Origin of the sequence: Brachybacterium fresconis (assembly GCF_017876515.1) — a bacterium.
GTDB classification, from domain to species: Bacteria; Actinomycetota; Actinomycetes; order Actinomycetales; family Dermabacteraceae; genus Brachybacterium; species Brachybacterium fresconis.
Genome location: NZ_JAGIOC010000001.1, coordinates 2,822,871 through 2,846,106, shown reverse-complemented (window position 1 = coordinate 2,846,106; position 23,236 = coordinate 2,822,871). Strand labels below are relative to the sequence as shown.

The 23,236-nt window shown below is 71.6% G+C and carries 26 protein-coding genes and 2 tRNA genes; 16 read left to right on the top strand and 12 right to left on the bottom strand.

The annotated features are described in order from the left end of the window. Both JOF44_RS12860 and soxR read right to left on the bottom strand, forming a co-directional pair. A complete protein-coding gene (locus JOF44_RS12860) occupies window positions 1-630 on the bottom strand; it encodes a superoxide dismutase (protein ID WP_209891983.1) in 630 nt (209 codons plus the stop codon). Window positions 631-700: 70 nt separating this feature from the next. Further along, window positions 701-1,201 (bottom strand): redox-sensitive transcriptional activator SoxR, encoded by a 501-nt coding sequence (gene soxR, locus JOF44_RS12855; RefSeq protein WP_342591777.1) that lies wholly within the window; start codon window positions 1,199-1,201, stop codon window positions 701-703. A gap of 76 nt (window positions 1,202-1,277) precedes the next feature. On the opposite strand from soxR, the gene fdxA reads away from it, so the two are divergent. Continuing rightward, window positions 1,278-1,607: a ferredoxin gene (fdxA, locus tag JOF44_RS12850; RefSeq protein WP_209891980.1), complete on the top strand. Its 330-nt coding sequence runs from the start codon at window positions 1,278-1,280 to the stop codon at window positions 1,605-1,607. 4 nt (window positions 1,608-1,611) lie between these two features. Here fdxA and JOF44_RS12845 read toward each other — a convergent pair whose 3' ends face one another. Further along, on the bottom strand, window positions 1,612-3,093 hold the full coding sequence (locus JOF44_RS12845; protein ID WP_209891978.1) for an FAD-binding oxidoreductase: 1,482 nt from the start codon (window positions 3,091-3,093) through the stop codon (window positions 1,612-1,614). Window positions 3,094-3,410: 317 nt separating this feature from the next. Here JOF44_RS12845 and JOF44_RS12840 point away from each other — a divergent pair, with 317 nt between their 5' ends. From JOF44_RS12840 to JOF44_RS12825, 4 genes are all read left to right on the top strand, one after another. Further along, complete coding sequence (locus JOF44_RS12840; protein ID WP_245348939.1) at window positions 3,411-3,794, top strand: MerR family transcriptional regulator; 384 nt, start codon at window positions 3,411-3,413, stop codon at window positions 3,792-3,794. Between the two features lie 7 nt (window positions 3,795-3,801). Beyond that, window positions 3,802-4,068 (top strand): hypothetical protein, encoded by a 267-nt coding sequence (locus JOF44_RS12835; RefSeq protein ID WP_209891975.1) that lies wholly within the window; start codon window positions 3,802-3,804, stop codon window positions 4,066-4,068. A 416-nt stretch (window positions 4,069-4,484) separates the two neighbouring features. Then, the gene (locus tag JOF44_RS12830; RefSeq protein WP_209891972.1) at window positions 4,485-6,047 is read left to right on the top strand and encodes a GMC family oxidoreductase; all 1,563 of its coding nucleotides are present in this window, start codon (window positions 4,485-4,487) and stop codon (window positions 6,045-6,047) included. A gap of 54 nt (window positions 6,048-6,101) precedes the next feature. Next, window positions 6,102-7,019, top strand: coding sequence for a TolB-like translocation protein (locus JOF44_RS12825; RefSeq protein WP_209891969.1), 918 nt, complete (start codon window positions 6,102-6,104; stop codon window positions 7,017-7,019). Here the strand turns inward: JOF44_RS12825 and JOF44_RS12820 are convergent. Continuing rightward, window positions 6,980-8,137 carry a sensor histidine kinase gene (locus tag JOF44_RS12820; RefSeq protein WP_209891966.1) on the bottom strand — a complete coding sequence of 386 codons (1,158 nt, stop codon included), beginning with the start codon at window positions 8,135-8,137 and terminating at the stop codon, window positions 6,980-6,982. The two genes, JOF44_RS12825 and JOF44_RS12820, sit on opposite strands and share 40 nt — an antisense overlap. Further along, entirely contained in the window at window positions 8,125-8,856 is a 732-nt protein-coding gene (locus tag JOF44_RS12815) for a response regulator transcription factor (RefSeq protein ID WP_342591776.1), read from the bottom strand. The genes JOF44_RS12820 and JOF44_RS12815 overlap by 13 nt, the downstream gene beginning before the upstream one ends. 111 nt (window positions 8,857-8,967) lie before the next feature. On the opposite strand from JOF44_RS12815, the gene JOF44_RS12810 reads away from it, so the two are divergent. The 6 genes from JOF44_RS12810 (at window position 8,968) to JOF44_RS12785 (ending at window position 13,194) form a co-directional block, all read left to right on the top strand. After that, window positions 8,968-9,564: a SipW-dependent-type signal peptide-containing protein gene (locus tag JOF44_RS12810; protein ID WP_209891962.1), complete on the top strand. Its 597-nt coding sequence runs from the start codon at window positions 8,968-8,970 to the stop codon at window positions 9,562-9,564. Then, window positions 9,564-10,196 carry a SipW-dependent-type signal peptide-containing protein gene (locus JOF44_RS12805; protein ID WP_209891959.1) on the top strand — a complete coding sequence of 211 codons (633 nt, stop codon included), beginning with the start codon at window positions 9,564-9,566 and terminating at the stop codon, window positions 10,194-10,196. Before JOF44_RS12810 ends, JOF44_RS12805 begins: the two co-directional genes overlap by 1 nt. Window positions 10,197-10,211: 15 nt before the next feature. Further along, the gene (locus JOF44_RS12800) at window positions 10,212-10,718 is read left to right on the top strand and encodes a signal peptidase I (RefSeq protein ID WP_209891956.1); all 507 of its coding nucleotides are present in this window, start codon (window positions 10,212-10,214) and stop codon (window positions 10,716-10,718) included. After that, complete coding sequence (locus JOF44_RS12795) at window positions 10,715-11,602, top strand: hypothetical protein (protein WP_209891953.1); 888 nt, start codon at window positions 10,715-10,717, stop codon at window positions 11,600-11,602. The genes JOF44_RS12800 and JOF44_RS12795 overlap by 4 nt, the downstream gene beginning before the upstream one ends. Window positions 11,603-11,604: 2 nt before the next feature. Further along, window positions 11,605-12,168 carry a hypothetical protein gene (locus JOF44_RS12790; protein WP_209891951.1) on the top strand — a complete coding sequence of 188 codons (564 nt, stop codon included), beginning with the start codon at window positions 11,605-11,607 and terminating at the stop codon, window positions 12,166-12,168. A gap of 147 nt (window positions 12,169-12,315) precedes the next feature. After that, on the top strand, window positions 12,316-13,194 hold the full coding sequence (locus JOF44_RS12785) for a class I SAM-dependent methyltransferase (protein WP_209891948.1): 879 nt from the start codon (window positions 12,316-12,318) through the stop codon (window positions 13,192-13,194). A gap of 16 nt (window positions 13,195-13,210) precedes the next feature. Here the strand turns inward: JOF44_RS12785 and JOF44_RS12780 are convergent, their stop codons facing one another. From JOF44_RS12780 to JOF44_RS12765, 4 genes are all read right to left on the bottom strand, one after another. After that, window positions 13,211-13,750 (bottom strand): HAD family hydrolase, encoded by a 540-nt coding sequence (locus JOF44_RS12780; RefSeq protein WP_209891946.1) that lies wholly within the window; start codon window positions 13,748-13,750, stop codon window positions 13,211-13,213. A gap of 65 nt (window positions 13,751-13,815) precedes the next feature. Beyond that, the gene (locus JOF44_RS12775; RefSeq protein WP_209891943.1) at window positions 13,816-15,243 is read right to left on the bottom strand and encodes a PepSY-associated TM helix domain-containing protein; all 1,428 of its coding nucleotides are present in this window, start codon (window positions 15,241-15,243) and stop codon (window positions 13,816-13,818) included. 10 nt (window positions 15,244-15,253) lie between these two features. Next, a complete protein-coding gene (locus tag JOF44_RS12770) occupies window positions 15,254-16,024 on the bottom strand; it encodes a class F sortase (RefSeq protein WP_209891940.1) in 771 nt (256 codons plus the stop codon). A 1-nt stretch (window position 16,025) separates the two neighbouring features. Beyond that, complete coding sequence (locus tag JOF44_RS12765; protein ID WP_209891937.1) at window positions 16,026-16,793, bottom strand: CHRD domain-containing protein; 768 nt, start codon at window positions 16,791-16,793, stop codon at window positions 16,026-16,028. 314 nt (window positions 16,794-17,107) lie between these two features. Here JOF44_RS12765 and JOF44_RS12760 point away from each other — a divergent pair, with 314 nt between their 5' ends. Next, window positions 17,108-19,297, top strand: coding sequence for a GMC oxidoreductase (locus JOF44_RS12760; RefSeq protein WP_209891934.1), 2,190 nt, complete (start codon window positions 17,108-17,110; stop codon window positions 19,295-19,297). Window positions 19,298-19,377: 80 nt separating this feature from the next. Here JOF44_RS12760 and JOF44_RS12755 read toward each other — a convergent pair. From JOF44_RS12755 to JOF44_RS12745, 3 genes are all read right to left on the bottom strand, one after another. Then, window positions 19,378-19,450: transfer RNA gene (locus JOF44_RS12755), tRNA-Ala, on the bottom strand. A gap of 34 nt (window positions 19,451-19,484) precedes the next feature. Then, the gene (locus JOF44_RS12750) at window positions 19,485-19,643 is read right to left on the bottom strand and encodes a DLW-39 family protein (RefSeq protein WP_209891930.1); all 159 of its coding nucleotides are present in this window, start codon (window positions 19,641-19,643) and stop codon (window positions 19,485-19,487) included. A gap of 20 nt (window positions 19,644-19,663) precedes the next feature. Next, window positions 19,664-19,737, bottom strand: a tRNA-Ile gene (locus tag JOF44_RS12745). 207 nt (window positions 19,738-19,944) lie between these two features. Here JOF44_RS12745 and JOF44_RS21005 point away from each other — a divergent pair. From JOF44_RS21005 to JOF44_RS12730, 4 genes are all read left to right on the top strand, one after another. Further along, window positions 19,945-20,079, top strand: a complete 135-nt coding sequence (locus JOF44_RS21005; protein ID WP_281067096.1) for a hypothetical protein — start codon at window positions 19,945-19,947, stop codon at window positions 20,077-20,079. A 92-nt stretch (window positions 20,080-20,171) separates the two neighbouring features. Continuing rightward, window positions 20,172-20,804 carry an ECF RNA polymerase sigma factor SigK gene (sigK, locus tag JOF44_RS12740; protein WP_209891926.1) on the top strand — a complete coding sequence of 211 codons (633 nt, stop codon included), beginning with the start codon at window positions 20,172-20,174 and terminating at the stop codon, window positions 20,802-20,804. Next, window positions 20,801-21,670 (top strand): anti-sigma factor, encoded by an 870-nt coding sequence (locus tag JOF44_RS12735; RefSeq protein ID WP_209891923.1) that lies wholly within the window; start codon window positions 20,801-20,803, stop codon window positions 21,668-21,670. Before sigK ends, JOF44_RS12735 begins: the two co-directional genes overlap by 4 nt. Next, window positions 21,670-23,205, top strand: coding sequence for a molybdopterin-dependent oxidoreductase (locus tag JOF44_RS12730; RefSeq protein ID WP_209891920.1), 1,536 nt, complete (start codon window positions 21,670-21,672; stop codon window positions 23,203-23,205). Before JOF44_RS12735 ends, JOF44_RS12730 begins: the two co-directional genes overlap by 1 nt. The last annotated feature ends 31 nt before the right edge of the window (window positions 23,206-23,236 follow it).

Here is a 23,236-nt window from a genome sequence, read left to right as displayed (position 1 = left end):
TCAGGCGGTGGGGGCCACCAGCGAGGCACCGACCTTCCGGGCGCTCTCGAACCGCTTCTGGACGTCGGCCCAGTTCACGATGTTCCAGATCGCCTTGACGTAATCCGCCTTCACGTTCTGGTAATCCAGGTAGAAGGCGTGCTCCCACATGTCCAGCTGGAACAGCGGGATCGTCGCCACCGGCACACCGTTCTGCTGATCGTAGAACTGCTCGATCACCAGGTTCCCGCCGATCGGCTCATAGGCCAGGATCGCCCAGCCCGACCCCTGGATCCCCAGCGCCGCCGCCGTGAAGTGGGCGCGGAAGGCATCGAAGGACCCGAAGAACTCATCGATCGCCGCCGCCAGCTCACCGGTGGGCTTGTCCCCACCTTCCGGGGAGAGGTTCTTCCAGAAGATCGAGTGGTTCGTGTGCCCCCCGAGGTTGAACGCCAGATCCTTCGAGAACTGGTTGATCGCCCCGAAATCCTCGGACTCCCGAGCCGCCGCCAGCTTCTCCAGCGCCGTGTTCGCACCCTTGACATAGGTCGCATGGTGCTTGTCGTGATGCAGCTCCATGATCTTCCCCGAGATCGAGGGAGCCAGCGCCCCGTAGTCGTAATCGAGATCCGGAAGCGTGTAGTCCGCCATGATCAGTCCTTTCGTCGAGTGGATACCGTGAGCCTAAGACCTCAAGTGCACTTGAAGCCAAACCACTCGGTCACACCTCGTCATCCCGGTCCTCGTCCTGGCGACCCTCGTCCTCGCGAAGGTCCGCGAGCCGGCGCGGACCGGCCCCGGTCGCCGCGAGGGCGTCGTCCGGGTTCAGCAGCGCGCAGGCCTTCAGCGACAGGCAGCCGCAGCCGATGCAGCCGGTGAGCTCGGCCTCGAGCCGCTCGAGCCCGCGCCGCCTCTCCTGCAGCTGCGCCTTCCAGCGACGGGAGGCGCGCTGCCAGTCCGCATGCGAGGGAGTGGTGTCCATCGGCACGTCGGCGAAGGCGAGCTGCACGTCGGCCAGCGGCACACCCAGACGTTTCGCGACGGAGATCAGCGAGACCCGGCGCAGCATGTGGCGGGCGTAGCGCCGCTGATTGCCGCCGGTGCGCACCGCGGCGATGAGCTGGAGCTCCTCGTAATAGCGCAGCGCGGAGGCGGCCACGCCGGTGCGTCGGCGCATCTCGCCGATCGTCAGCAGCTCCTCGGGCTCATGCGGCACGCTCACCCTCGACCTCCTCAGCTTGACCTCAAGTGCACTTGAGATCTTACGTTCTTGGTACCCGAAAAGGGAGGAGACCCTGGTGACCTATGTGATCGCGCAGCCCTGCGTGGACGTCAAGGACCGCGCCTGCATCGATGAGTGCCCCGTGGACTGCATCTACGAGGGAAACCGGATGCTCTACATCCAGCCCGACGAATGCGTGGACTGCGGAGCCTGCGAGCCGGTCTGCCCCGTCGAGGCCATCTACTACGAGGACGACACCCCGGACCAGTGGGCCGAGTACTACACGGCCAACGTCGATTTCTTCGACGATCTGGGCTCGCCGGGCGGCGCCGCGAAGATGGGCGTGATCGACAAGGACCACCCGATCATCGAGGCCCTGCCGATCCAGCCCAACCCGCTGGCGTGACCGCTCACCCGTCGGCGGGCGGGATGTTGTGGGTCAGGCGGAACATGTTCTCGCCGTCCACCTCGGACTTCACCTCCGCGAGGCGCTCGTAGATCTTCGGGGTGTAGGCGCTGCGCACGTCTTCGGGATCCGACTCGTCGCTCGAGAGGAAGTTGACGTAGGCGCCGCCGTTGCTCCAGGCCTCCATCGACCCGATCAGTCGCTCCCCGTAGGCGCGCACGTCCTCGACCTCCTCCGGCGGTGCGACGCCGATCGTGAAGAAGGTGAACGCGGCGCCGCGACGGCCGACGGCATTGGAGACCTCGGGCTCGCGGGCCAGCGCCCCACCGAGCTGACGCACCTCGACCAGGCTCATCGGTGATCCCGAGTCGGCTCCGGCCAGCGCGATCATCGCCGAGATCGCCTCGTCCGGCAGCTCGGCCAGCAGTGTGGTCCGTTCGTACGCCGGGATCGGGCCGGCCGGGTCGCTGTGGATCTGCTCCCAGTCGGTGAACGGGATCTCGGCGACCGAGTCCGCCAGCACCGGGGCCGCCGCCCGCAGCGGGGCGACCAGCCGCTCGCCCTCGGAGGCGTCCCCGTCGTAGGAGACCCGCACGCTCACCACGAGCCTTCCGCGCGCCGGCTCGGGCACCGGCGCATCCGGCGGCATCTGCACGAAGGCGGCCGACGTCGTGATCTCCTCCGGCGCCTGGGCGGCCCAGTCCCGCCACGCCGGCAGGACGTCCTCCGCGGCCTCGGCGGCGAACAGGAGCGCACCGGCGTACAGCGTCGGCACGTGGAAGAGCCCGAAATCCATCGAGGTCACGATGCCGAAGTTCCCCTTCCCGCCACGAGCGGCCCAGAAGAGGTCCTCCTCGCACTCGGGCGTCGCCTCGCGCAGCTCCCCGTCGGCCGTGACGATCTCCAGGCGGGAGACGTGATCGGCCGCGTAGCCGTGCAGGCGGCCGATGGCGGGGCTCAGCCCACCGCCGAGGGTGTACCCCACGACGCCGACGCTGCCGGAGGATCCGGCCAGACCAGCCAGACCGTGGTGCGCCGCGCGTTCGGCGAGCTCACCCCAGCGCACCCCGGGGCCGACGGTCGCGGCTGAGCCATGCGTGTCGATCCGGATGCGATCCATCGCCGCGGTGTTGACCATGATCCCGCCGTCGAAGGGGACCGAGGCCTGGTGTCCGGTCGCCATCACGGCGACGGGCAGGTCGTGGCGCCCCGCGTAGCGCACCGCTTCCTGGACGTGGTGCGAGTGATGGGCGAGGACGACGGCCTCGGGGTGGTGATCGATCGAGATGTTGAACCGGGCCAGGGACTCCTCGTAGCCCGGGTCGCCGGGCCGGAGCCATGGGGCGGGAGGGCCCTCGCCGTGGGCGGGTGCGGGGTGGAAGGCGGCGGCGCCGGTCACGCCGGCGGCGCCGAGGAGCCCGCCCGCTCTGAGCAGGGTGCGGCGTTCCAGGGGCGTGGTGGGAAGGTGCGGATCGTTCATGGCCATGGGGAGAACCTCGTCCTCGTCGTGGCACGCTGCGCGGACTCCGTCCGGGCGGTGCCGGGGTGATCTGGGGCGCGCATCAGGGATCCGGCCGGCGCGCTGGGCCGGTGGCGCTCGGCGTCGAGCGCGGGTCCTGCCCGGAGCGGAGGCCCCGGGTCCATGCACATCACTCCTCGTGACGACGATCCGTGGATCCGGGCGACGGTACAAGGTGGCATCGACGGTGCCAAAGGATTTTCGCGGTGGATTCCTGTCAGCCTCGATCTGACACGCATGAGAAGGTCCGCAGATCCAGTCAGGATGCTCCCTACACTGCAGGTATGTCGATCTCTGCCATGGATGTGAGGGCCGATTCCCTGCTGAGCATCGGGGGCCTCGCGGCTCTCACGGGTGTCAGTCCCCGTTCCCTGCGGTACTACGAGGAGCAGGGGCTGCTGTCGGCGCGGCGCACCCCGGCGGGACACCGCCGCTACGACCACGAGGCGGTCGATCGCGTGGTCCTGGTCCAGCGCCTGTTCGCCGCCGGGCTCACGAGCACCGAGATCCGGCCGGTCCTGCCCGGCATGGTCGCCGAGGAGCACCGCACCGGGGCCCTGGTGTCCGCGCTGCGCGGCTATCGGGACCGTCTGCAGCAGGAGGTCGCCCGGCAGCTGGACACGATCGACATCCTCGATGAGGTGATCGATGAGCAGGACCGGGCATGATGGGGCGATGCATGAGGCCAAGCGATACTCCGCCGGAGACTGGTCCCTGACCTTCGGCCTGGCCTCGGTGGGGTGCCTGCTGATCCCGGCCATCGGGGACATCATCTCGGCCCCGGTCGCGGCGGCCGCCGTCGTTCTCGGCATGATCGGCATCGGCCGCCACGACACAGGGGTGGCATCGAAGGTGCTCCCGGCCGCCGTCGGGACGGCGCTCGGCGTCATCGTGCTGTTCTTCGTCGTGGTGATGTTCATCGCCGGCGGACCGGCGGGGTGAGCGCGGCACCGTCGGCGGACCGACGGTGCCGCGCTCCTGGCGAGCACCGGCCGGTCAGGCCGCGAGCTTCACCGAGTTGAACCGGGTCAGATCCGGGAACTCCGTGGCGGGGGCGGAGCGCGGGTCGATGCAGTTCGTCCCCGTCGGCACCCTCGCACAGGGTCATGGTCGCGCCGCCGGTCTGGTTGTTGACCATCGCGTGCTCACTCCTCATCGAGGGTTCGGGTCACCGGATCTCCGGACGGCTCCTGGAGCCCCGATCCGGCCCGAGGGACGCTATGGCCGACGGATCCGGTTACCGAAGGGTCACCGTTGATGCAGGTCAGAGCGTACGGTTCCCCGTACGACGCCGTCCGGTTCTCTTCGGGGTGCGACCCCTGGTCGGGGTCCTGCCTCCTCCCCTAGGGTGACCGCCCATGACGACCTACGACTACGTCATCGTCGGCGGTGGCACGGCCGGATGCGTGCTCGCCCATCGGCTCTCCGCGGATCCTCGGATCACCGTGCTGCTGATCGAGGCGGGGGACCGCGACGACGACCCCCGCATCGGCATGCCTCGCGGGTTCGGCGAGCTGATCGGCGACCCGTCCCGCGCCTGGCACTACCCCACACGCCCCGTCGGCCCGGACGCCCGGGTCGAGCACTGGGTGCGCGGTCGGACCCTCGGCGGGTCCAGCTCCGTCAACGGCATGGTCTACAACCGCGGGCAACGCCCGGACTGGGACGACGTGGCCTCCGTCGGCGGTCCCGCCTGGTCCTGGAACAGCATGATCTCCGCCTTCCGGGAGGTCGAGAAGCATCTGGCCGTCTCCTCGGCGGCCGACGGCGACCCGCTGCTCGAGGACGTGCTCGACGCCGGGACCGCGCTGGGATGGGAGCGTGCTCCGCGCCCCGACGAGCACGCCGGCGAGTGCATCGGCTACACGCGCGCCACGATCCGCGACGGTCGTCGCTCGAGCGCCTCCACAGCATTCCTCCACCCCGTCCTCGAGCGGCCGAACCTCACCCTCTCCCTGCGCACGGCCGTCGACGAGGTCGTGGTCCACGACGGTCACGCCATCGGTGTCAGAGGGCGGCAGGACGAACGCCGCATCGCCCACCGCGCCGCCCGGGAGGTGATCCTGTCGGCCGGGGCGATCGCGACTCCCGGGATCCTGGAGCGCTCCGGCATCGGCGGTCATCGCGCGCTGGAGGACGCCGGGATCGAGCAGGTGGTCGACAGCCCGCACGTCGGCGAGCGGATGCGGGAGCACCGCGTGGTCACCGTGCAGGTCCGTCTCACCGAGGATCTCGGGTACAACCGACTGCTCGGCACGTCGGAGGGCCTCGCCGAGGCAATGGAGGAGTACCGCTGCCGCGGGGGCGGGCCGCTCGCGGCACCGGCCTTCGACGTCATCGGCTTCTACCGGACCCGATCCGGGATCGAGCGCCCCGACGCCCAGCTCCAGATCGCCCCGTACTCGATCCAGCCGCCCGAGCAGGGCCGGGAGCTCGGGGTCGAGAACGCACCGGGGCTGATGGCCATCGGGTACCCGCTGCGGCCGGACAGCACCGGCAGCGTGCACCTCGCCTCCGCCGACCCCGATCAGCCGCCGACGATCGACCCCGGTCATCTGACCACCGAGCACGACCGGTCGATCACCGCGGACGTCGTGACCACGCTGCGCCGACTGCTCGCCACGGAACCGATCGCCTCCCGCATCGCGCACGAGACGGTGCCGGGCCCGGCGGTGCGGTCCGACGAGGAGATCGTGCACGCCGCTCTGACCAGGGGCGGCTCCGGGTACCACGCGATCGGCACCGCCGCGATGGGCCCGCGCGAGGACGACGTCGTCGATGAGAGGCTGCGGGTGCGCGGCGTGGGGAGCCTCCGTGTCGTGGATGCCTCGGTCCTGCCGGTCATGGTCTCCGGCAACCTCAACGGACCGGTCACCGCCCTCGCCTGGCGCGCGGCGGACCTGATCCTCGAGACGGCCTGAACGGAGCTCCGGCGGCGAGCGCGACGGATTTTCCGCCGTGCCAGACTTCCTCCCATGAGCGAGAGCATCTCCTGGCGGACCCTCCTGCCCGGCCAGCGCGCCCGGATCCGCATCTGGGACCACGCGAGCGGTGCCGTGCGCACGGTGCACGAGTCCGACCAGCGCCTGTACGAGGCGCCGAACTGGACCGACGACGGTCGCCTGCTGGTCAACGGGGACGGGAGGCTGTGGTTCCTGCCGGCCGACGGATCCGTCCCGCCCGAGCCGTTCGACGCGCCGGGGCTGCCCCCGGTGAACAACGACCACGTGCTCGCGCCCGACGGGACCGGGGTGTTCGCCTCCGCCAGCGACCACCACATCTGGCACGTGCCCTTCGACGGCGGTCCGATCCATCGGGTGACGCAGGAGGACGGCCCCCTGCACTTCCTGCACGGGGTGAGCCCGGACGGGTCCCAGCTGGCCTACGTGCGCCTGGAGCCGCAGGGCGGAGACCTCCCCGCCTCCGCCCGGATCCACCTGATCGGGGCCGACGGTCGCGGGGACCGTGCGGTGACGACCGATCCCGGCCCGGCCGACGGCAGCGCCTTCACCCCCGACGGGCAGTGGATCCTCTTCAACACCGAGCAGTTCTCCACGACGCCGGGCCACGCCCAGCTGGCACGGATCCGTCCCGACGGCACCGGGCTCGAACAGCTCACGGCCGACGAGCGGGTCAACTGGTTCCCGCACGTCGCCCCCACCGGGGACGTCACCTGCTATGTGAGCTTCCCACCCGGTACCGTCGGCCATCCCGAGAACCGGTCCGTGCAGCTGCGGCTGGTCACGATGGGGGCCTGGCGGGAGCCGACGACGCTGGTCTCGCTGCACGGCGGCCAGGGGACGATGAACGTCCCCAGCTGGGCACCGGACGGCTCGGCCTTCGCCTTCGTCGACTATCCGGTCCCGGGTGAGGATGCCGCGACGACGGGCTGACCGGTCTCGGGGACGAACGGCAGCACGAGGTGGAGGCGGGCACCACCGGCGGGCAACCGCGTGAGCTCGAGCGATCCGCCGCGAGCCTCCGCGCGGGAGCGGTGCCGGGCGAGACCGGAGAGGACCGTCGGCCCGGCCGGCAGACCCGAACCGTCGTCGTCGACGGTCACGTCGAGCATCCAGAGGGCCTCGGTGTCCTGCGCGATCTCGATGGTGACCGTGACCGCCTCCGCCCCGCCGTGCTTGAGTGCATTGGTGACGGCCTCCTCGACCGCATACACGACCACCAGGCGGTCCACCAGCGGCAGCGGCGACCGGTGCTCGTGCACGAGGTCGCGCATCCGGGGGCCCAGGACCACCGTGGTGGCCACGCTCGTGGGCAGGCGGTCCAGCAGGGCGCGGATCGCCTCGTAGGTGCCGAGGTCGGCACCGGAGGGGAACAGGCTGTGGCTGAGGGAGCGCACCTGCTCCTCCCGCAGCTCGTCGAGGTCTGCGGCCCATTCGCGCAGCGCCGGGGCCCACCTCCCGGAGCCCGAGCCCTCGAGCTCGGCGGCGGCGCGGTCCAGACCGCTCGCGATGACCACCAGGCGATGCTGCACGCCACCGTGCAGACGGTCCGCGACCATCCGGCGCACGCGCAGCTCCTCCCCCTCCAGCTCCGCGATCGCCTGCCGGGCCCGGTCCTCCTCCGCCTCCCGACGCGCCCGCTCCCGGTCCTCGCGCACCAGCAGCGCACCCACCAGGAGACCGGCACCGAGCGCCACCGAATAGCCGGTCATCCCCGTGGCCCACACGACGGCTCCCGGCGGGCCGCCGTCGGCCGCGATGGCAGGCAGCAGCAGCAGGGTCCGCACCAGGGCCTGGACCACGGCGAGGCCCACGCCGGCACAGAGCCGGAGCCACCATGACCGCACCAGGGCCGCGAGCAGCAGGACCGCGAGCACCAGCACGAGCCCGAGGGCCAGGGTCGTCCCTCCGACCCACCAGATCAGCGAGGTCGCCGAGCCCTCGGCACTCCACTCGATGGCCTGCTCCGCGACCAGCACGGCGAAGGCCAGCATGTTCAGCGCGGCGACGGACGCCGCGACGCCCAGGCGCCGGTTCGTCACCGCTGCCATGTGCGGCCCGTCTGCTCGAGGAAGACCAGCACGGCCCGCACGCGCCTGTTCGCCCCCTCCCCATCGACCCCGAGGCGGCGGTAGATCGCCAGCAGGTGACTCTCCACCGAGCGCTCGGAGAGGTGCAGGCGCCCCGCGACCGCCTCGTTCGACAGGCCCTCGGCGACGAGCCGCAGCACATCGAACTGGGCCGTGGTGAGCCCCGCGACCGGAGTGCCGGCTCGAGGACGCGAGCGCTGCACGAGGCTGGGATCGATGACCGTCTCGCCATCGGCGGTCGCCTCGATCGCCCCGATCAGCACGTCCCGGGTGAAGGAGGAGCGCTTGGAGAGATAGCTCCATGGTTCGCTGACCTCGTCCTGGACGGACAGGAACAGACCCATCACGTCGAGGCTGGACAGCAGCATGATCGCGATGCGGGGATCGGCCCGCTGCAGCTCGAGGCCCAGGCGCACCCCGTTCCCGTCCCCGAGGTTGACGTCCAGCAGCGCGACATCGGTGGAGCCGGGGGCGATCGCGAGCCGAGCGGCGGCTGCGCTGTCCAGCTCGTGCACGACCCGCAAGCCGTCGGCCTCGTCGATCGTCCGCGCCAGCATCGCGTTCATCAGCGCCTCGTCCTCGACGATGCTCACTCGGAGGGGCCGGGGGCGACGCATCGCGTTCGCACCGTCGCGCATGATCTCCCTCCCCGATTCCGTGCCCTCCACGGAAGCTGCCACCACAGTATCTGCGTGTTTCCCCGCATGCTCGCCGCGGAGCCGTGCTGACAGGGCGCTCAATGGTCTCACGGACAAGAGGCCGGGACAGAGACCGGCGGGACGGAGCAGATCATGACCACCGAGACCACCCGGGCCACGCAGCGGCGACGCAAGGCGCTGGCGATCACCGCCGGCGGCCTGGTGCTCGGCGTCGGCGGGGCGATGACCCTCGCCTCGTGGACCGACACCGAGGTCGCCGACGGCAGCTTCGCCGCCGGGTCCTTCGCCCTGGCCAGCAGCACCGACGGCACCACCTTCGTCGACACCTCTGCACCGGCCGACGCGCTGACGCTCTCCTTCGACGAGCTGGCACAGAACCTCTCGCCCTCGGACTCCGCCACCGCGGTGTACGCGGTGCGACTGGACCAGTCCTCTTCCTACGCAGCGACCGTCGACGGGGCCGTGACGGCCTCCGGCACCGCTGCGGACAATCTCAGCTCTTCGATCGAGCAGGTCAGCGACATCGATGCCACCGAGACCATCGGCTCCCTGGTCGCCGCCGAGTCCGTGACCGCGGGCACCGAGCATCCCGACCTCTTCGAGCTCGATGCGCTCAGCGACGTCGTCTACCTGAAGGTGACCGTCACCGCCGACTCCGAGCTCAGGCAGGGCGAATCGGCCGACGTCACCTGGACGCTGACCGGCACCTCAGGCGAATCGCTGGCCTGATGTCCCGACGTCGCCTCCTCGGGGTCCTCGCCGGCGGTCTCGCCCTCGGCGTCGCGAGCGCCGTGACGGTGGCTGCCTGGCAGGACCCCGAGGCGGCCACCGGCACCTTCACCGCCGGCACCTTCGAGACCCAGTCCCGGGGGAGCGGCGGCGAGTGGGCGCACCACCCTCCGGGGTCGGCCGTCCTGCTCTCGGCGGACCTCACGGGGCTCGCCCCGGGCGGCACCGCGCAGTCCCCCGCACCCGGCGAGTCCCACTACGGCGGGATCGCTCTGCGCACCTCTGCCGGCTCCACCCGGGGCGGGCAGGTGCAGCTGGGCGCGGTCGGTGCCGACGGCCCGCTCACCGGGGCGCTCGAGTACCGGGTCGTGGCCCGGGAAGCCTCCACCGCCTCCTGCACCGCCGCCGACTTCGGGGCGGGGGCCACCTACCTCGCCGGCGGACCGACCAGCTACAGCCCGCTCGTCGGCGGAGTCGACCCGGGGAGCCTCGAGATCGGGGCCGACGGGCAGGACCCCGTCGCACTGTGCCTGGAGCTCCGCGTCTCCGCACCGGCCGACGGCGACGACGGTGCCGCCGTACAGGGCACGGACGCGCAGGTGGGTCTGTCCGTCACCATCGCTCAGCTGTGAGAGAGGACTCCTTCCATGTCACGCACCGTCCGCATCCTCGGGGACGCGCTGCTGTGGGTCGCCGCGGCGCTGGGTCTGCTGTGCGCCGTGCTCGCCGTGCTGACCTCCGTGTGCGGCATGCAGGTGATGCTGTTCAGCTCCGGCTCGATGGAGCCGACCATCCCCGCCGGGTCCGCCGCGCTGGTCGCTCCCGTGCAGGCTCCCGACGTGCAGGTGGGCGACGTCGTCACCGTCGCCCGCGGCACCGGCGAGCTGCCGGTCACGCACCGGGTCGTCGGGATCGAGGACTCCACCTCCGCCGGCGCCCGCCTGCTGACCCTGCGCGGCGATGCCAACGCCCAGGACGATCCCGCTCCCTACGACGTCACCGAGGTGGGCAGAGTGGTGCTGTCCGTCCCGGGCATCGCGCCCGTCGTGTCCCAGCTCGGGGCCTCACGGATGCTGGCCCCGCTCGGCGTCGTCGCCGCGGCGTTCGTGATCTGGGGTCTCTGGCCCCGGCGCGAGAGAAGGAGCCGGGCATGAGGGCGCTGCGACGCGCGGCCGCGCTCCTCGGAGCCGTCCTGGCCCTCGTGCTCGCCACCGGCGGGACGGCCGGGGCGAACGGCGCCGGCGCGGTCGTCGAGGGCCGGCACCTGCAGCTGGTCTCCTCGATGGCGGACGGGGCGGAGAACCTCTCCCCGGGCAGCGCCACGACGTGGACGATCGGGATCTCCGCCGACGGCGTCGAGGACGGCACCATCCGTCGCACCCTGGTGGTCGATGGCGCGCTCGCCGCCCACGTCCGCGTGGACGTCGCAGCCTGCACCGGCCGACCGAGCGCCACGGGGTGCCCCGGAGCCCATCCCCTGATCGAGGGGCGCTCCCCGGCCGCCGGATCCCCGATCGATCTGGGCGTCCAGGAGGCGACGGACCGGCACTGGCTCCAGGTGCGCATCCTCCTGGTCGACGGGGCGCCGGACAGCGCCCAGGCTCTGGCCGGGACGCTGCGCCTGCGCGCCCAGGGCGCCGGCGACGACGTCGTGGTGACCCCTCCGGGCGGTGGCGGATCGACGGACGAGGACAGGTCGACGGACGAGGACGGGTCGACGGACGGGGTCGGATCGACGGACGAGGGCGGCTCCGACGCCCCGGCACGCCCCTCCGGCACCGCCGGCACCGCCGGCACCGCCGGCACCGCCGGCACCAGCAATGCTGCCGATACCGCCGGCACGGACGAAAGCGTCTCCGCCACCACGGGCCAGGGCTCGGACGAGGACGGGACCGCGAGGTCCGACGGACCGCTGGGGCCTCTGGCCGCCACGGGCATGGATCTGCTGCCGTGGCTGGTGCTCACGGCCGCGCTGATTCTTCTCGGCGCCCTGCTGCGGCGCCGGGCACAGCACGAGACGCACGACGAGGAGAACTGATCATGAAGGATGCGCGGAGCTCTCGGACGGCACGAGGCCGTCTCGGCATGGCCGCCGGGCTCGTGCTCGCCGTCCTGGTGGGCTTCGCCGGCGCGAGCGCCGCTGGGGTCGGTGGAACCGTCGGACCGCAGAGCACCGATGCCGCCTGGATCTCCGAGGAGACCGGCACGCTCTCGGCGAGCGCCGGGTCGGTCGCCCGCCCGGAGACCGTGTGCGAAGGTCACAACGGTGCCCCGAACCTGCTTCGTCTCGCGGAGCCCGACGAGGGGCTGCCGGTCTCCGGGTACCTGGTGACCATCTCTGTCGAGGGGGGTGATGAACCGGACGGGTGGGCGAGCGGGGAATCCTCCGAGGGACACCCCTATGTCCCCGCGAACACTCCGACGTACCTGCCCGCCTCGACCTCCACGGTCGCCTGGGGCATCTCCGGCGGATGGAACACGACGTGGACCGGGGACGTGACCGTCGAGGCCGTCGGCCCGGGCGGGTGGACCTCGCAGCCCGTGACCCACAGCTGGTCCATCGGCTTCGACCTCGTCGGCGGCGGCTACGGATCCTGCAGCTGACGGCGACCCCGGCTCCGACGGCGCCGGGACCGGCGCACTGTGCTCTGCGTCGCTCGCGCGTGCGCGTCGGGCCGCGTCGGCAGGCAGCTCTTTGCGCAGCAGGCAAAGTACCGTGCTGGAGACGCATAGCGACCATACGGTGAGGGGGTGAACCCTTCGCATCAGCACACCCACGCCCATCCCTCGCCCCACGATCACGGGCCCGGCCACGCCGAGGCGGACCAGGCGGAGATCCTCGACCTGGACGCCGAGGTGCTCGCCGAGCACATCGCGTCGATCACGGCCTCGCTACCCCGGCGGACCGACCCGCACCACATCGTGGATCTGGGGAGCGGCACGGGAACGGGGACCTTCGCCCTCCTCGACCGCTTCCCGACGGCGCACGTGACGGCGGTCGACGTCTCCGGTGACCACCTGGAGCGCCTGCGCACGACGGCGACCGTCCGCGGCGTCCAGGAGCGGGTGCGGACGGTGCAGGCCGACCTCGATGAGGGGACGTGGCCGGATCTCGGCTCGCCGGACCTGATCTGGGCGTCGGCCTCGATGCACCACATGACCCACCCGGCCCGCGCCGTGCGCGCCGCGGCCGACGCCCTCGCGCCCGGTGGCCTGTTCGCCGTGGTGGAGCTGGCCGGCCATCCCCGCTTCCTGCCCGAGGACGCCCCCGAGGACCACCCCGGTCTGGAGGAGCGCGTGCACGGGGCGGTCGACCGGGTCCAGCAGGAGCTGATGCCTCACCGCGGCGCGGACTGGGGACCGCTGCTGGGAGCGGCCGGCCTCACCCTGGACCTCGAGCGCACCGTCGATATCGACATCGACGGCTCCGGCGACGAGCTGATCGGCCGCTACGCCCTCGGCGTCCTGCAGCGCCTCCGCGACGCCGTCGCCGACCAGCTGTCCGTCGAGGACCTCGCCGCGCTCGATGACCTGCTGGACACCGGCAGCCCCCGCAGCATCCTGCGCCGCGCGGACCTGAGGGTCCGCACCGAGCGCACCGTCTGGGCCGGCCGCCGCGCGGACGGCTGACCGCCGTCGACCGGGCTCAGCGGGAGGATTCCGGCTCGTCCTCGAGCCGTCGCAGCAGCGGCAGCAGCTCGGCGGGCGTGCTGATCGTGTGATCGGGGATCTCGTCGGGGCCGACGGGGTCTTTCGGGTACCGATCCGTCCAGGCCAGATGGATGCTCGTGATCCCCATCCGGTTCGCCCCGGCGATGTCGCGGGCCAGGTTGTTGCCGACCATCACGCAGCGGGAGGCCTCGGATTCCGTGAGGTCCAGGGATCCGAGGGCTGCCGTGAACATCCGGGCGCTGGGCTTCTCGGCGCCGACGGCCTCCGAGCAGGTGAGCGTCTCGAACAGGTCGAGGAGACCGTGCCGGGTCAGGAGGTTCTCGAAGGAGGCGTCCCGTCCGTCGGCCACCAGGGCGATGCGGAACCCGGCCTCGACGACGTCCTGGACCATCCGTTCTGCGCCGGGCACCAGCTCGCCGGAGAGCACGACGCCGGAGTCGTGGTGGATCTCGGTGCCTTCGTCGATGAGGGTGTCGCCGCAGTCCAGCAGGACGATCAGTCGTCTCTGAGTCATCGGGGTCCCGTTCTGCATGCACCGGCTCGTCGTCCGGAACCCTACCCGGCTCGGCAGGGGCGCCGTCACCTCGCCCGGCGCGCCGTGAGGCGTCCGTGGACGGTGTCGAGCACCACGAAGGCGGCGAGGCTCGCACCCATCAGCGGCAGCATCAGCCCGATGCCGACGGCGCCGAGCAGGACCAGGACCACGCCCCACCAGGGTGCGCGGGTCAGAGCACCGCGGCGTGGCGGTCTGCCCGCCCCGCGCCCGCCCCGGGTAGGTCGACGCTGCCACCACATGAGATAGCCCCAGAGGATCGTCGCGACCAGCGTGGAGGCGATCACGACCAGGACGATCTGGTTCGCCAGGCCGAACAGGGTACCCATGTGCAGGTCGATCCCCCATCGGGTCAGCTTCGCGGCGAGGTCCTGGTCGGCGAAGTCGGTGCGGTCGACGACCTCGAGGGTGGCGCCGTCGACGGCGACGGCGTCGACCTCGGTCGGGTAGCTGCGCTGGATCTCCTGCACCACCCAGGCGGAATCCGCATCGGCGGGCGGCAGGATCTCGACCCGACCGGTGTCGATGTTGACGGCCCGGCCGGCGGCGAGGACGCCGTCGATCTCGGTCGGGGTCGACCCCGCCTGCTGCATCGCGCCGTGACCGCCGGACCCCTCGGCCACCTGTCCGCCGTCGCCGTGACCCGCATGCTCGCCCCCGCGGCCGCCGTCCGTCGTGCCGGGGCTCGTCGGCAGCTGCGTGCTCACCGACGCGGTGGTGAACCCGAAGGCCTCGCGGATCGTGCCGATGTTCCCGCCGCCGTACTGCGACCAGGTGATGCCGGTGGCCGAGAGGAAGAGCGCGCCGAACAGCACCCAGACTCCCGCTGAGGTGTGCAGCGAGAGGGTCCGGCGATAGCCGTGCGCCCGGAGGTCCGGTCTCACCAGGTCCCGGGCCCGACGGGCGCGCCGGGCTCGTCGGATCCACAGCCCGAGACCCGCTGCGGCGATCACCCCGAGCCAGGACGCGGAGAGCTCGCTGTACAGCCGACCGACGTCGCCGAGATGCAGGCTGCGATGCAGCTGGTCGAGCCAGGTGCGCAGCGGCAGGGCGCCGCTGGTGCCGTAGACGGTGAGGTCGCCGCGGATCTCGGTGGAGGCGGGGTCGACGAAGATCGCGCGCGACTCGCTCTCCCCGAGCGAGTCCTCGGCGAACATCACGCGCGTCGTCTCCCCCGGCTCCGGTGCCGGGCGGACCGCGGCGGGCTCCGCCCCGTCGCCCACGTGCGCCGTCGCCGCCTCGACCTGATCGGCGATCGGCAGTGCGGGACCGTCGGACGGGGCGGTGAGCTCCTCGGCATAGACGATCTGCTCCAGCTGCGGGGTCATCGCGTAGAGGGCGCCGCTGGCCGCAGAGACCAGGATGAAGGGGCCGACGAAGATCGCGGCATAGAAGTGCAGGCGCAGCAGGAGCTGCCCGAACCATCCCTGGCGGGGCCGGGTGGTGGTGGCCATGGCGTGATCCTCAGCTCTGGAGAAGCCGGGCGAAGATGACGGTGTTGTCGAGGTGGTGGCCGTCCGCGCCGAGGTCGCCGCCGCAGGTGATCAACCGCAGTTCCGGGCCCTCGGTCCGCCCGTAGACGGCCAGGGTCGGGAACTCGTCCTTGGGATAGCGGGCCGCGTCGTAGACCTCGAAGGTCGCGACCGTGCCGTCCTCCCGCTCGACCTCGACCCGGTCACCGGCTTCGAGGTCACCGAGTTCGAAGAATACGGAGGGATCATCGCCCCAGGTCACATGACCCTCGATCACCGAGGGGCCGTTCTCGCCGGGCGTGGGGGACCCCTCGAACCACGCGGGCCGGTGCGCACGGTCGCCGCGGGGGGCCAGCAGCTCACCGTTGTCGCCGAGGCCGATCGGGAAGAGCTGCTCGTCGACGTCGATCGACGGGATCCGCAGGCCCGTGGGTTCGGAGGGCTCCAGCGGGGCCGCGATCGCGGAGGTCGTGGCGTCCTCGGTCCCGGGCTGCTCGGTGGGCTCGGCGGCCTCGGTGCTGGGGGTGGGCGACGGCTCCGCGGGTGTCGCCTCGCCCCCTGACCAGGTGCCCCCGCCGTCAGAGACCGGGGTGCTGCCCCCGCTGTCCGAAGCGGCCGTTCGCAGCTCGGGCTCCGGGGGTGCGCCGACCTGACTGGTCAGCGAGAACACCAGCAGCGCCGCGCCGACCAGGGCGAGGACCGCCAGGGCGGCGGCCGTCATCCGACGACCGCCGCCCCGGTGGGATGATCCCTGAGGGGTCATGTCACTTCTGGGTCTGGCGACGACGCAGCGCGAACGCGCCGGCAGCCGCAGCGGTCAGCAGGCCGCCCCCGGCGAGCATGGCGCCGGAGTTCTCGATGCCGGCGGTGGTGCCGTCACCGGTCTCGGCGCCGCCCTCGGGCATGGCGTCCATCTGGCTCATCTCCAGCTCACCGCAGGCGGCCGGATCGGTCGCCTCGGACGGCAGGGACTCGTCCAGATCGGACATCTGCTCGCCGTCGTAGGTGCCGTTGCCGTTGTGGTCGACGCCGTGGAGGACCACGGAGCCGTCACCGTTGCGCAGGTTCTCGGCGATCTCGTCGCTGACCTCGAAGCTGCGCTCGTAGGTCGCGTCACCGGTGGGGAACCGCTCGACGGCCAGGGCGCTGTCCGGGCTGGTGTCGCCGTCCTTGGTCAGGGAGACCTTGACGCCGCCGTAGTCGCCGGCGGCGTCGGTGGTGCGGATCGCGCCGTCAGCCCCGGTGCCCTCCATGTTCGGATCGGGGCACTGGTTCTTGCCCCCGATGTGGATGTGCTGGGCGTGGGGGGCCTCGGCGAGCATGCCGGTGCTGTCGAGCTTCACGGTGACCTCGTTGCCCTCGACCGTGACCCACGCGGTGCCGGAGGCGCCGGAGTCGTTCAGCTGGGTCAGGTTCGCCTCGAGCGAGGTGCTGTCGGGCCCCTCGGCCATCGCGGCGCCGGACATCCCGAACGTGCCGAGCATGGCCGTGGCCGCGAGGAGGGGGAGCATTCGCTTCGTCGTCGTGCGCATGATGACTCCTTCGTCGGACGCCGGACGACCCTGCGGCCGTCGGGGGCGGCGATCCAGGAGTGGTTCGGAGCGCACGGATCAGCGGATTGGAAGATTTTCTGCGCCGCTGCTCCCTCGCCCGGCGGGCGAGGCGGACAGGGCGGTACCCTGACGTTGACGTCGACGTCGCCCCGTCGGCGGATGCTCGACGACCAGAGCGACCGGGTCAGGGTGCGCCGCGACAAGCTCCCCACGGCTCCGGATCGCCTCGAGGGGCTCGTCGACAGCACCGCCTCGCACCCGTGAACGGCCCCGACGTATCGGAGAGGACGGTCATGGACGAGCGATCCACCGCCGACGCCATCGTCGTGGGCAGCGGTTTCGGCGGTGCCGTCGCTGCCGCCCGCCTCGCTCAAGCAGGGTTCTCCGTCGTGATCCTCGAGCGGGGCCGACGATGGCACCCCGGGGACTTCCCCCGTCGACCCGACCTCGAGGACGGCTGGCTGTGGGGGGTCGACCGCGGCCTCTACGACATCCGCTGGCTCGACACCATGGGCAGCGTCCAGGCCTCGGGCTGGGGCGGTGGGTCGCTCGTCTACGCCAATGTGTTCGCCCGACCCTTCGAGGGCGCGATGGATGAGCGCTGGCCCGACCATCTGCGTCGGCAGACCCTCGATCCCTATTACGACCTGGCGGCCCATGTGATGGGCGTGGCGCCGGCCGGCTCCGATCCGAGCACCGGCGAGGCCGCGCCCCGCACCGCCCTCATCGAGCGGATGATGGAAGGAATGGGGGCACCGGAGCGCACCATCCGCCCCGCGCTCGCCGTCACCTTCGGTGATCCCGAGACGTGGCGTCCCAACGCCCAGGGCGTCCCGCGGCGAGGATGCGCCTTCGTGGGCGAGTGCGTGATCGGCTGCAACCACGGGGCCAAGAACACCCTGGACACGACCTACCTCGCGCTCGCGGAGCGCCATGGCGCGCACGCCGTCACCGACGCCGAGGTCCAACGGATCGATCTCCGCTCCGCCGCCTCGAAAGGCCGCGAGTACACGGTGGTCACCTCGACACCTTCCGATCCCTCCGCGCCCCCTCGCGAATGGGTCGCGCCGATGGTGATCCTCGCCGCCGGAGCCGTGGCCACCAATGAGCTGCTGCTGCGCTCACGGGACCGGCACGGCACGCTGCCGGGCCTGTCCCCGCACCTGGGACGCGGATTCTCCGGCAACGGCGACTTCCTGACCCTCGCGGAGCTGCGCGGCGACCGGAAGGACATGACGACCGGGCCCACGATCACCACCACCACGGTGCTGTCCGTTCCGGAAGGGCGTCGGTCGGTCTGGTACCAGGTCCAGGACGGCGCGATCCCGCCACCGCTGCACGCGCTCATCGACGCGCTGCTGCCCGCCGGAGGCCTGCGGCACCGGTGGCAGCGGCTTCGTCGCTCGGACCCGCGTCGAACCTTCGCCGTGCTCTCCATGGGCAGGGACTCCGGCCGGGGCACGCTGCGCCTGGACTCCTCCGGGAAGGCGGAGCTGTCCTGGAGCAATCGGTGGCAGTCCCATCTCTACCGGTCCCAGCGCCGAGTGGGGCCCCTGATCAGCCGCCTGCTGGGCGCCCGCCAGTACAACCCCCCGACCTGGTCCCTGCTGCGCAGGACCATCACCGTCCACCCGCTGGGCGGGGTGCGCCCCGGCCCCGATGCCGGCAGCGGCGTCGTCGACTCACAGGGCGAGGTGCACGGGTACCCCGGGCTGTTCGTCATGGACGGCTCGACCCTCCCGGCGGCCACGGGCGTCAATCCCTCGGCCACGATCCTGGCCGCCACGGAACGGGCCATCGAGACCGTCATCCGTGCCTCCGGCCGCCCCGGATGGCGCGCCCCGGAATGGGAGGACGTCGCGCCGGCGCCGGTGCCCGAGGACTCCGCCTTCCTCGCCGCCGCGGCCCTTCAGGAGGGGACCCGGGGCGACGGTGTCCTGTTCACCGAGCGGATGGCCGCGCCCGGTCGCCGCCGGTCCCGTCTCGAGATGCGACTGAGCGCCGAGGTTCGCAGCATCGACCACTTCCTCACCGACCCGGCGCACGCCGTCTCGATCCAGGGTGCGATCGACGTCGACGGTCTCGCCTCGCAAGCACCCGTCACCGGCACCCTGTCCCTGTTCCCCCGCGGCGTCGACGAGGCGATGCGCTACTCCCTGCGGTTCGAGGACGACTCCGGGCGCCCCTGGCAGCTGACGGGCGTCAAGACGACCCGCTCCCGTCTGCCTCTGGCCCTGCTGTCCGGGCTGACCACGCTGCCTTCCGAGATCGCCCCCGTGGGCGCCTCGGACGCGCAGCCCTTCCGGGCACTGCTGACGATCAGCGTCCCGGACGTGGTCCGGCTGGGGACGTCCGTGCGCGGCCAGGGCTTCACCCGCGCCCGCCGACTGCGGGCGGCGGCCCGCTTCCTCACCTTCTTCGCACGCTCCGCGCTGAGCGGCCCGCGGATCGGACGCACCGGGAGCGGACCGGATCACCGCTGACGGCGCTGGACCACCGACCGCCCGGCGCATCGCTCGAGGCCCTCCCCCGTGACGGGGAAGGGCCTCGACCTGCACATCTGTGGAGGCTAGGGGATTCGAACCCCTGACTTCGACCTTGCAAAGGTCGCACTCTACCAACTGAGTTAAGCCCCCTCGGCGCCACGGGCGCAGGGAGAACGCCGGTGGATCAGTCGCGGATCTCGGTGGCGTCCTGCTCGGCGGAGATCCGCTCGGCCTCGGACCACAGCTCGTCGCGGTGGCGATCCGACTCGACCTTCCTCCACACGAGGAGGCCGGCGACGGTCGAGCCGACCAGGACGGCGGTGTAGCTGATGAGCTTCTTCACGAGTCCTCCGATCCTCGAAGTGGGCCTAACTGGACTTGAACCAGTGACCTCTGTCTTATCAGGACAGCGCTCTAACCGACTGAGCTATAGGCCCGTGGAGGCTGATCTGCGACGTCCGTCGGTATCAGCCACCGACGAGCAACACTACAGCGCTCCGGCCCACGGCGTCCAACCGGCCCCGACGGTTGTACGGGAGGTCACAGCACCTCCAGGGATCCGCACCAATCCACGCCACGGGCCGCTCCGAACTTCTTGCATGACGCCGCTGGGGTGTCAGCACAGGATCACGAAGGAGACTGTCATGAGCACGTCCATGATGCGTCCGGAGCTCGGAGCAGTCGCGTCCGGGATCTGCGGCGGCGTGCGGACCTGGAACACCGCCGTCCGCCTGGTCGATACCGTTCTGATGCCGCTGCCGATGGCGGACGCCGCCTGAACCGCGCACACTGAGACGATGCGATGAGCGGGACGGCGGCATCATCCGCAGTTTCCCCTCGCCCGCTCACGCCGTCGCCGAAGGAGCTGTGCATGGCGCTCGATCCCCCCGAGGAAGAAGTGACGCGACCACGGTCGCGCGAGCCGGATGGGAGGGCGCACGGTGACCCCGAGGTCACCGTGCCTCCCCTGTCCGAGCTGTTGGGCCGCGTCGCCCGAGGGGACCAGGACGCCTTCTCCGATCTCTACGACGAGACCTCGTCCCTGCTGTTCGCCCTCATCAAGCGCGTGGTGCGAGATGTGTCGATCAGTGAGGAGGTGCTGCAGGAAGTGTTCGTGGAGATCTGGAAGCAGGCCACCCGGTTCGACAGCCGCCGCGGCTCCGCCCACGGATGGATGTGCACCATCGCCCATCGGCGCGCCGTCGACACCGTCCGCTCCAGTGACGCCGCACGGCGTCGGGACTCGGAAGAAGGCATCCGGGCCCTCGAGGAGGAGGTCGTCGATGTGCAGGAGGAAGGAGTACTGAGAATCGAATCCCAGCGCGTCGCCACCGCGATGCGTGGCCTGACGTCCCCGCAGTCCGAGGCGATCCGCCTCGCATACTTCGGTGGCTACAGTCACCGCGAGGTGGCGGCCCTGCTCGACATTCCGGTCGGGACGGCGAAGACACGAATACGGGACGGCATGATCGTCCTGCGGGAGAGCCTGGGGGTGACCTCGTGAACGAGCAGAAGCACGACATGACCGGCGCCTGGGCGCTGAACGCCCTGGACGCCGACGAACGCGCCCAGATCGAGGACTACCTCGCGCAGGACCCCGAGGCCGCCGCCGAGGCCCGCTCCTTCGAGGAGACCGCCGGCGAGCTCGCCCGCGGCCTGGAGCCGGCCCCGCCGCGCCCCGAGCTCAAGGACTCGGTGATGGCGCGGATCGCCCGGACTCGTCAGCTCCCGCCGCACGCCGAGCAGGACGCCGACGAGAACGCGACACCGTCCGCCCCCGCCGAGAACACCCATCGGGCCGAGACGCAGGCCGCCGACGCCCCCGCCGCCGATTCCCGGGATGCCGAGGTCGTCCCCCTGGACCGCTACCGGTCGGTCGTACGACGCACCCGGTGGCTCGCCGTCGCGGCGACCGCCCTCCTGGTCACCAGCGTCGCCGGCGTCGGGCTGTGGAGCACCGAGCGCGCCGCGCAGCAGGACGCGCAGGAGACGATCGAGGCCCTGCAATCCGCGCAGGAGGACGCCGAGCAGGAGCAGCAGATGGTCTCGACCATCATGGCCTCCGACGACGCGACGCAGCTGACGGTGCCGGCCGAGTCCGGAGGTGCACTGCACCTGATGTATTCGCGCGATCAGGAGGCGATGATCGTCCAGGCCGCCGATCTGGCGGACCTCCCCAGCGGCAGCACCTATCAGCTGTGGCTCATCGATGAGGAAGGCCCCCACGACGCCGGGCTGATCTCCGCGTCGGACCAGACCGTGAGGATGGAGGGAGAGATGCCCGCGGGAGCGCAGCTCGGCCTCACCGTCGAACCGGCGGGCGGCTCCGAACAGCCGACCACCGACCCGATCGCGGCGGGAGCCCTGTGATGACCGCCCGCGACCGGCCCGTCCCGTGGTGGTCCGCCATCGCGGGCGTGGTCGCGGGCCTCGTGCTGGTGGCCGTCGCGCAGCTCGTCTCGCTGGCCTTCAGCTCCTCCTCGGCCCCCTTCGTGGCCGTCGGCGGGGGATTCATCGACATCATCCCGCCGTGGGTGAAAGACCTGGCCATCGGCTTGTTCGGCACCAAGGACAAACTTGTCCTGTTCGCGTCCATGATCACGGTGTACGTCCTCCTCACGGGCCTCAACGGCGCCCTCGGCGCCCGTCGGCCGCGCATCGCCGCCGGGGTGCAGGCCGGGCTCGGCCTGTTCGCGGCGATCGTCGTGCTGACCCGGGCGGACACCAGCGCGGCGGACGCGCTGCCCACCGTGGCCGGGACCGTGGCCGCGGTGCCGCTGCTGGTGGTCATGCTCCGTGCCGTGCGGCCCGGGTCGACGGAGACGACCTGGAATCGTCGTCGGGCGCTGGTCGGCATCGGGGCGCTCGGGGTCGGGGCGATCGCCGCCGCCGCCATCGCACGCGGCGTCACGGCGAGCCGTGAACTGGCCCGTCGGGCCGCGCAGTACGTGCTGCCGGACCCGGTCGCCTCCGCGGAGCCGATTCCCGAGGACGCTCAGGTGGACCTCGAGGGCATGCCCCCGTATGTCACCCCGAATGCGGACTTCTACCGGATCGACACCGCCCTCGCCGTGCCGCGCGTCGATCCCACCTCGTGGCAGCTGCGGATCCACGGCCTGGTGGACCACGAGCTGACCCTGAGCTTCGAGGAGCTGCTGGCCGAACCGATGATCACCAGGCACGTGACGCTGGCCTGCGTCTCCAATCCCGTCGGCGGGGAGCTCGCCGGGAACGCGACCTGGCTGGGCGTGCCTGTGCGCGACCTGCTCGAACGGGTCGGGATCCAGGACGGAGCCGACATGGTCCTCTCCCGCTCGATCGACGGGTTCACCGCCTCGACCCCGCTCGAGGCGCTGACCGACGCGAGGGACTCCCTGGTCGCCGTCGGCATGAACGGGCAGCCGCTGCCGCAGCAGCACGGCTATCCGGTGCGCATGGTGGTTCCGGGGCTGTACGGCTACGTCTCGGCCACGAAATGGCTCACGGAGCTGAAGGTCACGCGCTTCGCGGACGACGTCGCCTACTGGTCCACGCGCGGCTGGTCGGAGCGGGGCCCGATCAAGATCGCCTCGCGCATCGACGTGCCCCGCAGCAGTCAGTCGCTGACTCCCGATGGGGCGGGCGCCGTCATGCTCGGGGGCACCGCCTGGGCGCAGCAGCGCGGGATCGCGGCGGTCGAGGTGCGGATCGACGACGGGGACTGGCGCGAGGCCGACCTCGGCGCCGAGGTCACCGAGGACACCTGGGTGCAGTGGTCGCTGCGCTGGGAGGATGCCGCCCCGGGCGATCACACGGCGACGGTGCGGGCCACCGACGGCGAAGGAGAGGTCCAGACCGACGAGCAGGCCCCTCCCGCCCCGAACGGGGCGAGCGGCTGGCACCGGATCGACATCACGGTGGAGTGAGTCGGGACCGTCCGCCCTCCTCCCTCCCGAT

Excerpts from the sequence above, each read along its gene's own strand:
- JOF44_RS12860 (WP_209891983.1), bottom strand. The coding sequence starts at position 630 with ATGGCGGACTACACGCTTCCGGATCTCGATTACGACTACGGGGCGCTG.
- JOF44_RS12845 (WP_209891978.1), bottom strand. The coding sequence starts at position 3,093 with ATGGCCATGAACGATCCGCACCTTCCCACCACGCCCCTGGAACGCCGC.
- JOF44_RS12840 (WP_245348939.1), top strand. The coding sequence starts at position 3,411 with ATGTCGATCTCTGCCATGGATGTGAGGGCCGATTCCCTGCTGAGCATC.
- JOF44_RS12835 (WP_209891975.1), top strand. The coding sequence starts at position 3,802 with ATGCATGAGGCCAAGCGATACTCCGCCGGAGACTGGTCCCTGACCTTC.
- JOF44_RS12830 (WP_209891972.1), top strand. The coding sequence starts at position 4,485 with ATGACGACCTACGACTACGTCATCGTCGGCGGTGGCACGGCCGGATGC.
- JOF44_RS12825 (WP_209891969.1), top strand. The coding sequence starts at position 6,102 with ATGAGCGAGAGCATCTCCTGGCGGACCCTCCTGCCCGGCCAGCGCGCC.
- JOF44_RS12820 (WP_209891966.1), bottom strand. The coding sequence starts at position 8,137 with ATGGCAGCGGTGACGAACCGGCGCCTGGGCGTCGCGGCGTCCGTCGCC.
- JOF44_RS12810 (WP_209891962.1), top strand. The coding sequence starts at position 8,968 with ATGACCACCGAGACCACCCGGGCCACGCAGCGGCGACGCAAGGCGCTG.
- JOF44_RS12805 (WP_209891959.1), top strand. The coding sequence starts at position 9,564 with ATGTCCCGACGTCGCCTCCTCGGGGTCCTCGCCGGCGGTCTCGCCCTC.
- JOF44_RS12800 (WP_209891956.1), top strand. The coding sequence starts at position 10,212 with ATGTCACGCACCGTCCGCATCCTCGGGGACGCGCTGCTGTGGGTCGCC.
- JOF44_RS12795 (WP_209891953.1), top strand. The coding sequence starts at position 10,715 with ATGAGGGCGCTGCGACGCGCGGCCGCGCTCCTCGGAGCCGTCCTGGCC.
- JOF44_RS12790 (WP_209891951.1), top strand. The coding sequence starts at position 11,605 with ATGAAGGATGCGCGGAGCTCTCGGACGGCACGAGGCCGTCTCGGCATG.
- JOF44_RS12780 (WP_209891946.1), bottom strand. The coding sequence starts at position 13,750 with ATGACTCAGAGACGACTGATCGTCCTGCTGGACTGCGGCGACACCCTC.
- JOF44_RS12775 (WP_209891943.1), bottom strand. The coding sequence starts at position 15,243 with ATGGCCACCACCACCCGGCCCCGCCAGGGATGGTTCGGGCAGCTCCTG.
- JOF44_RS12770 (WP_209891940.1), bottom strand. The coding sequence starts at position 16,024 with ATGACCCCTCAGGGATCATCCCACCGGGGCGGCGGTCGTCGGATGACG.
- JOF44_RS12765 (WP_209891937.1), bottom strand. The coding sequence starts at position 16,793 with ATGCGCACGACGACGAAGCGAATGCTCCCCCTCCTCGCGGCCACGGCC.
- JOF44_RS12760 (WP_209891934.1), top strand. The coding sequence starts at position 17,108 with ATGGACGAGCGATCCACCGCCGACGCCATCGTCGTGGGCAGCGGTTTC.
- JOF44_RS21005 (WP_281067096.1), top strand. The coding sequence starts at position 19,945 with ATGAGCACGTCCATGATGCGTCCGGAGCTCGGAGCAGTCGCGTCCGGG.
- sigK (WP_209891926.1), top strand. The coding sequence starts at position 20,172 with ATGGCGCTCGATCCCCCCGAGGAAGAAGTGACGCGACCACGGTCGCGC.
- JOF44_RS12730 (WP_209891920.1), top strand. The coding sequence starts at position 21,670 with ATGACCGCCCGCGACCGGCCCGTCCCGTGGTGGTCCGCCATCGCGGGC.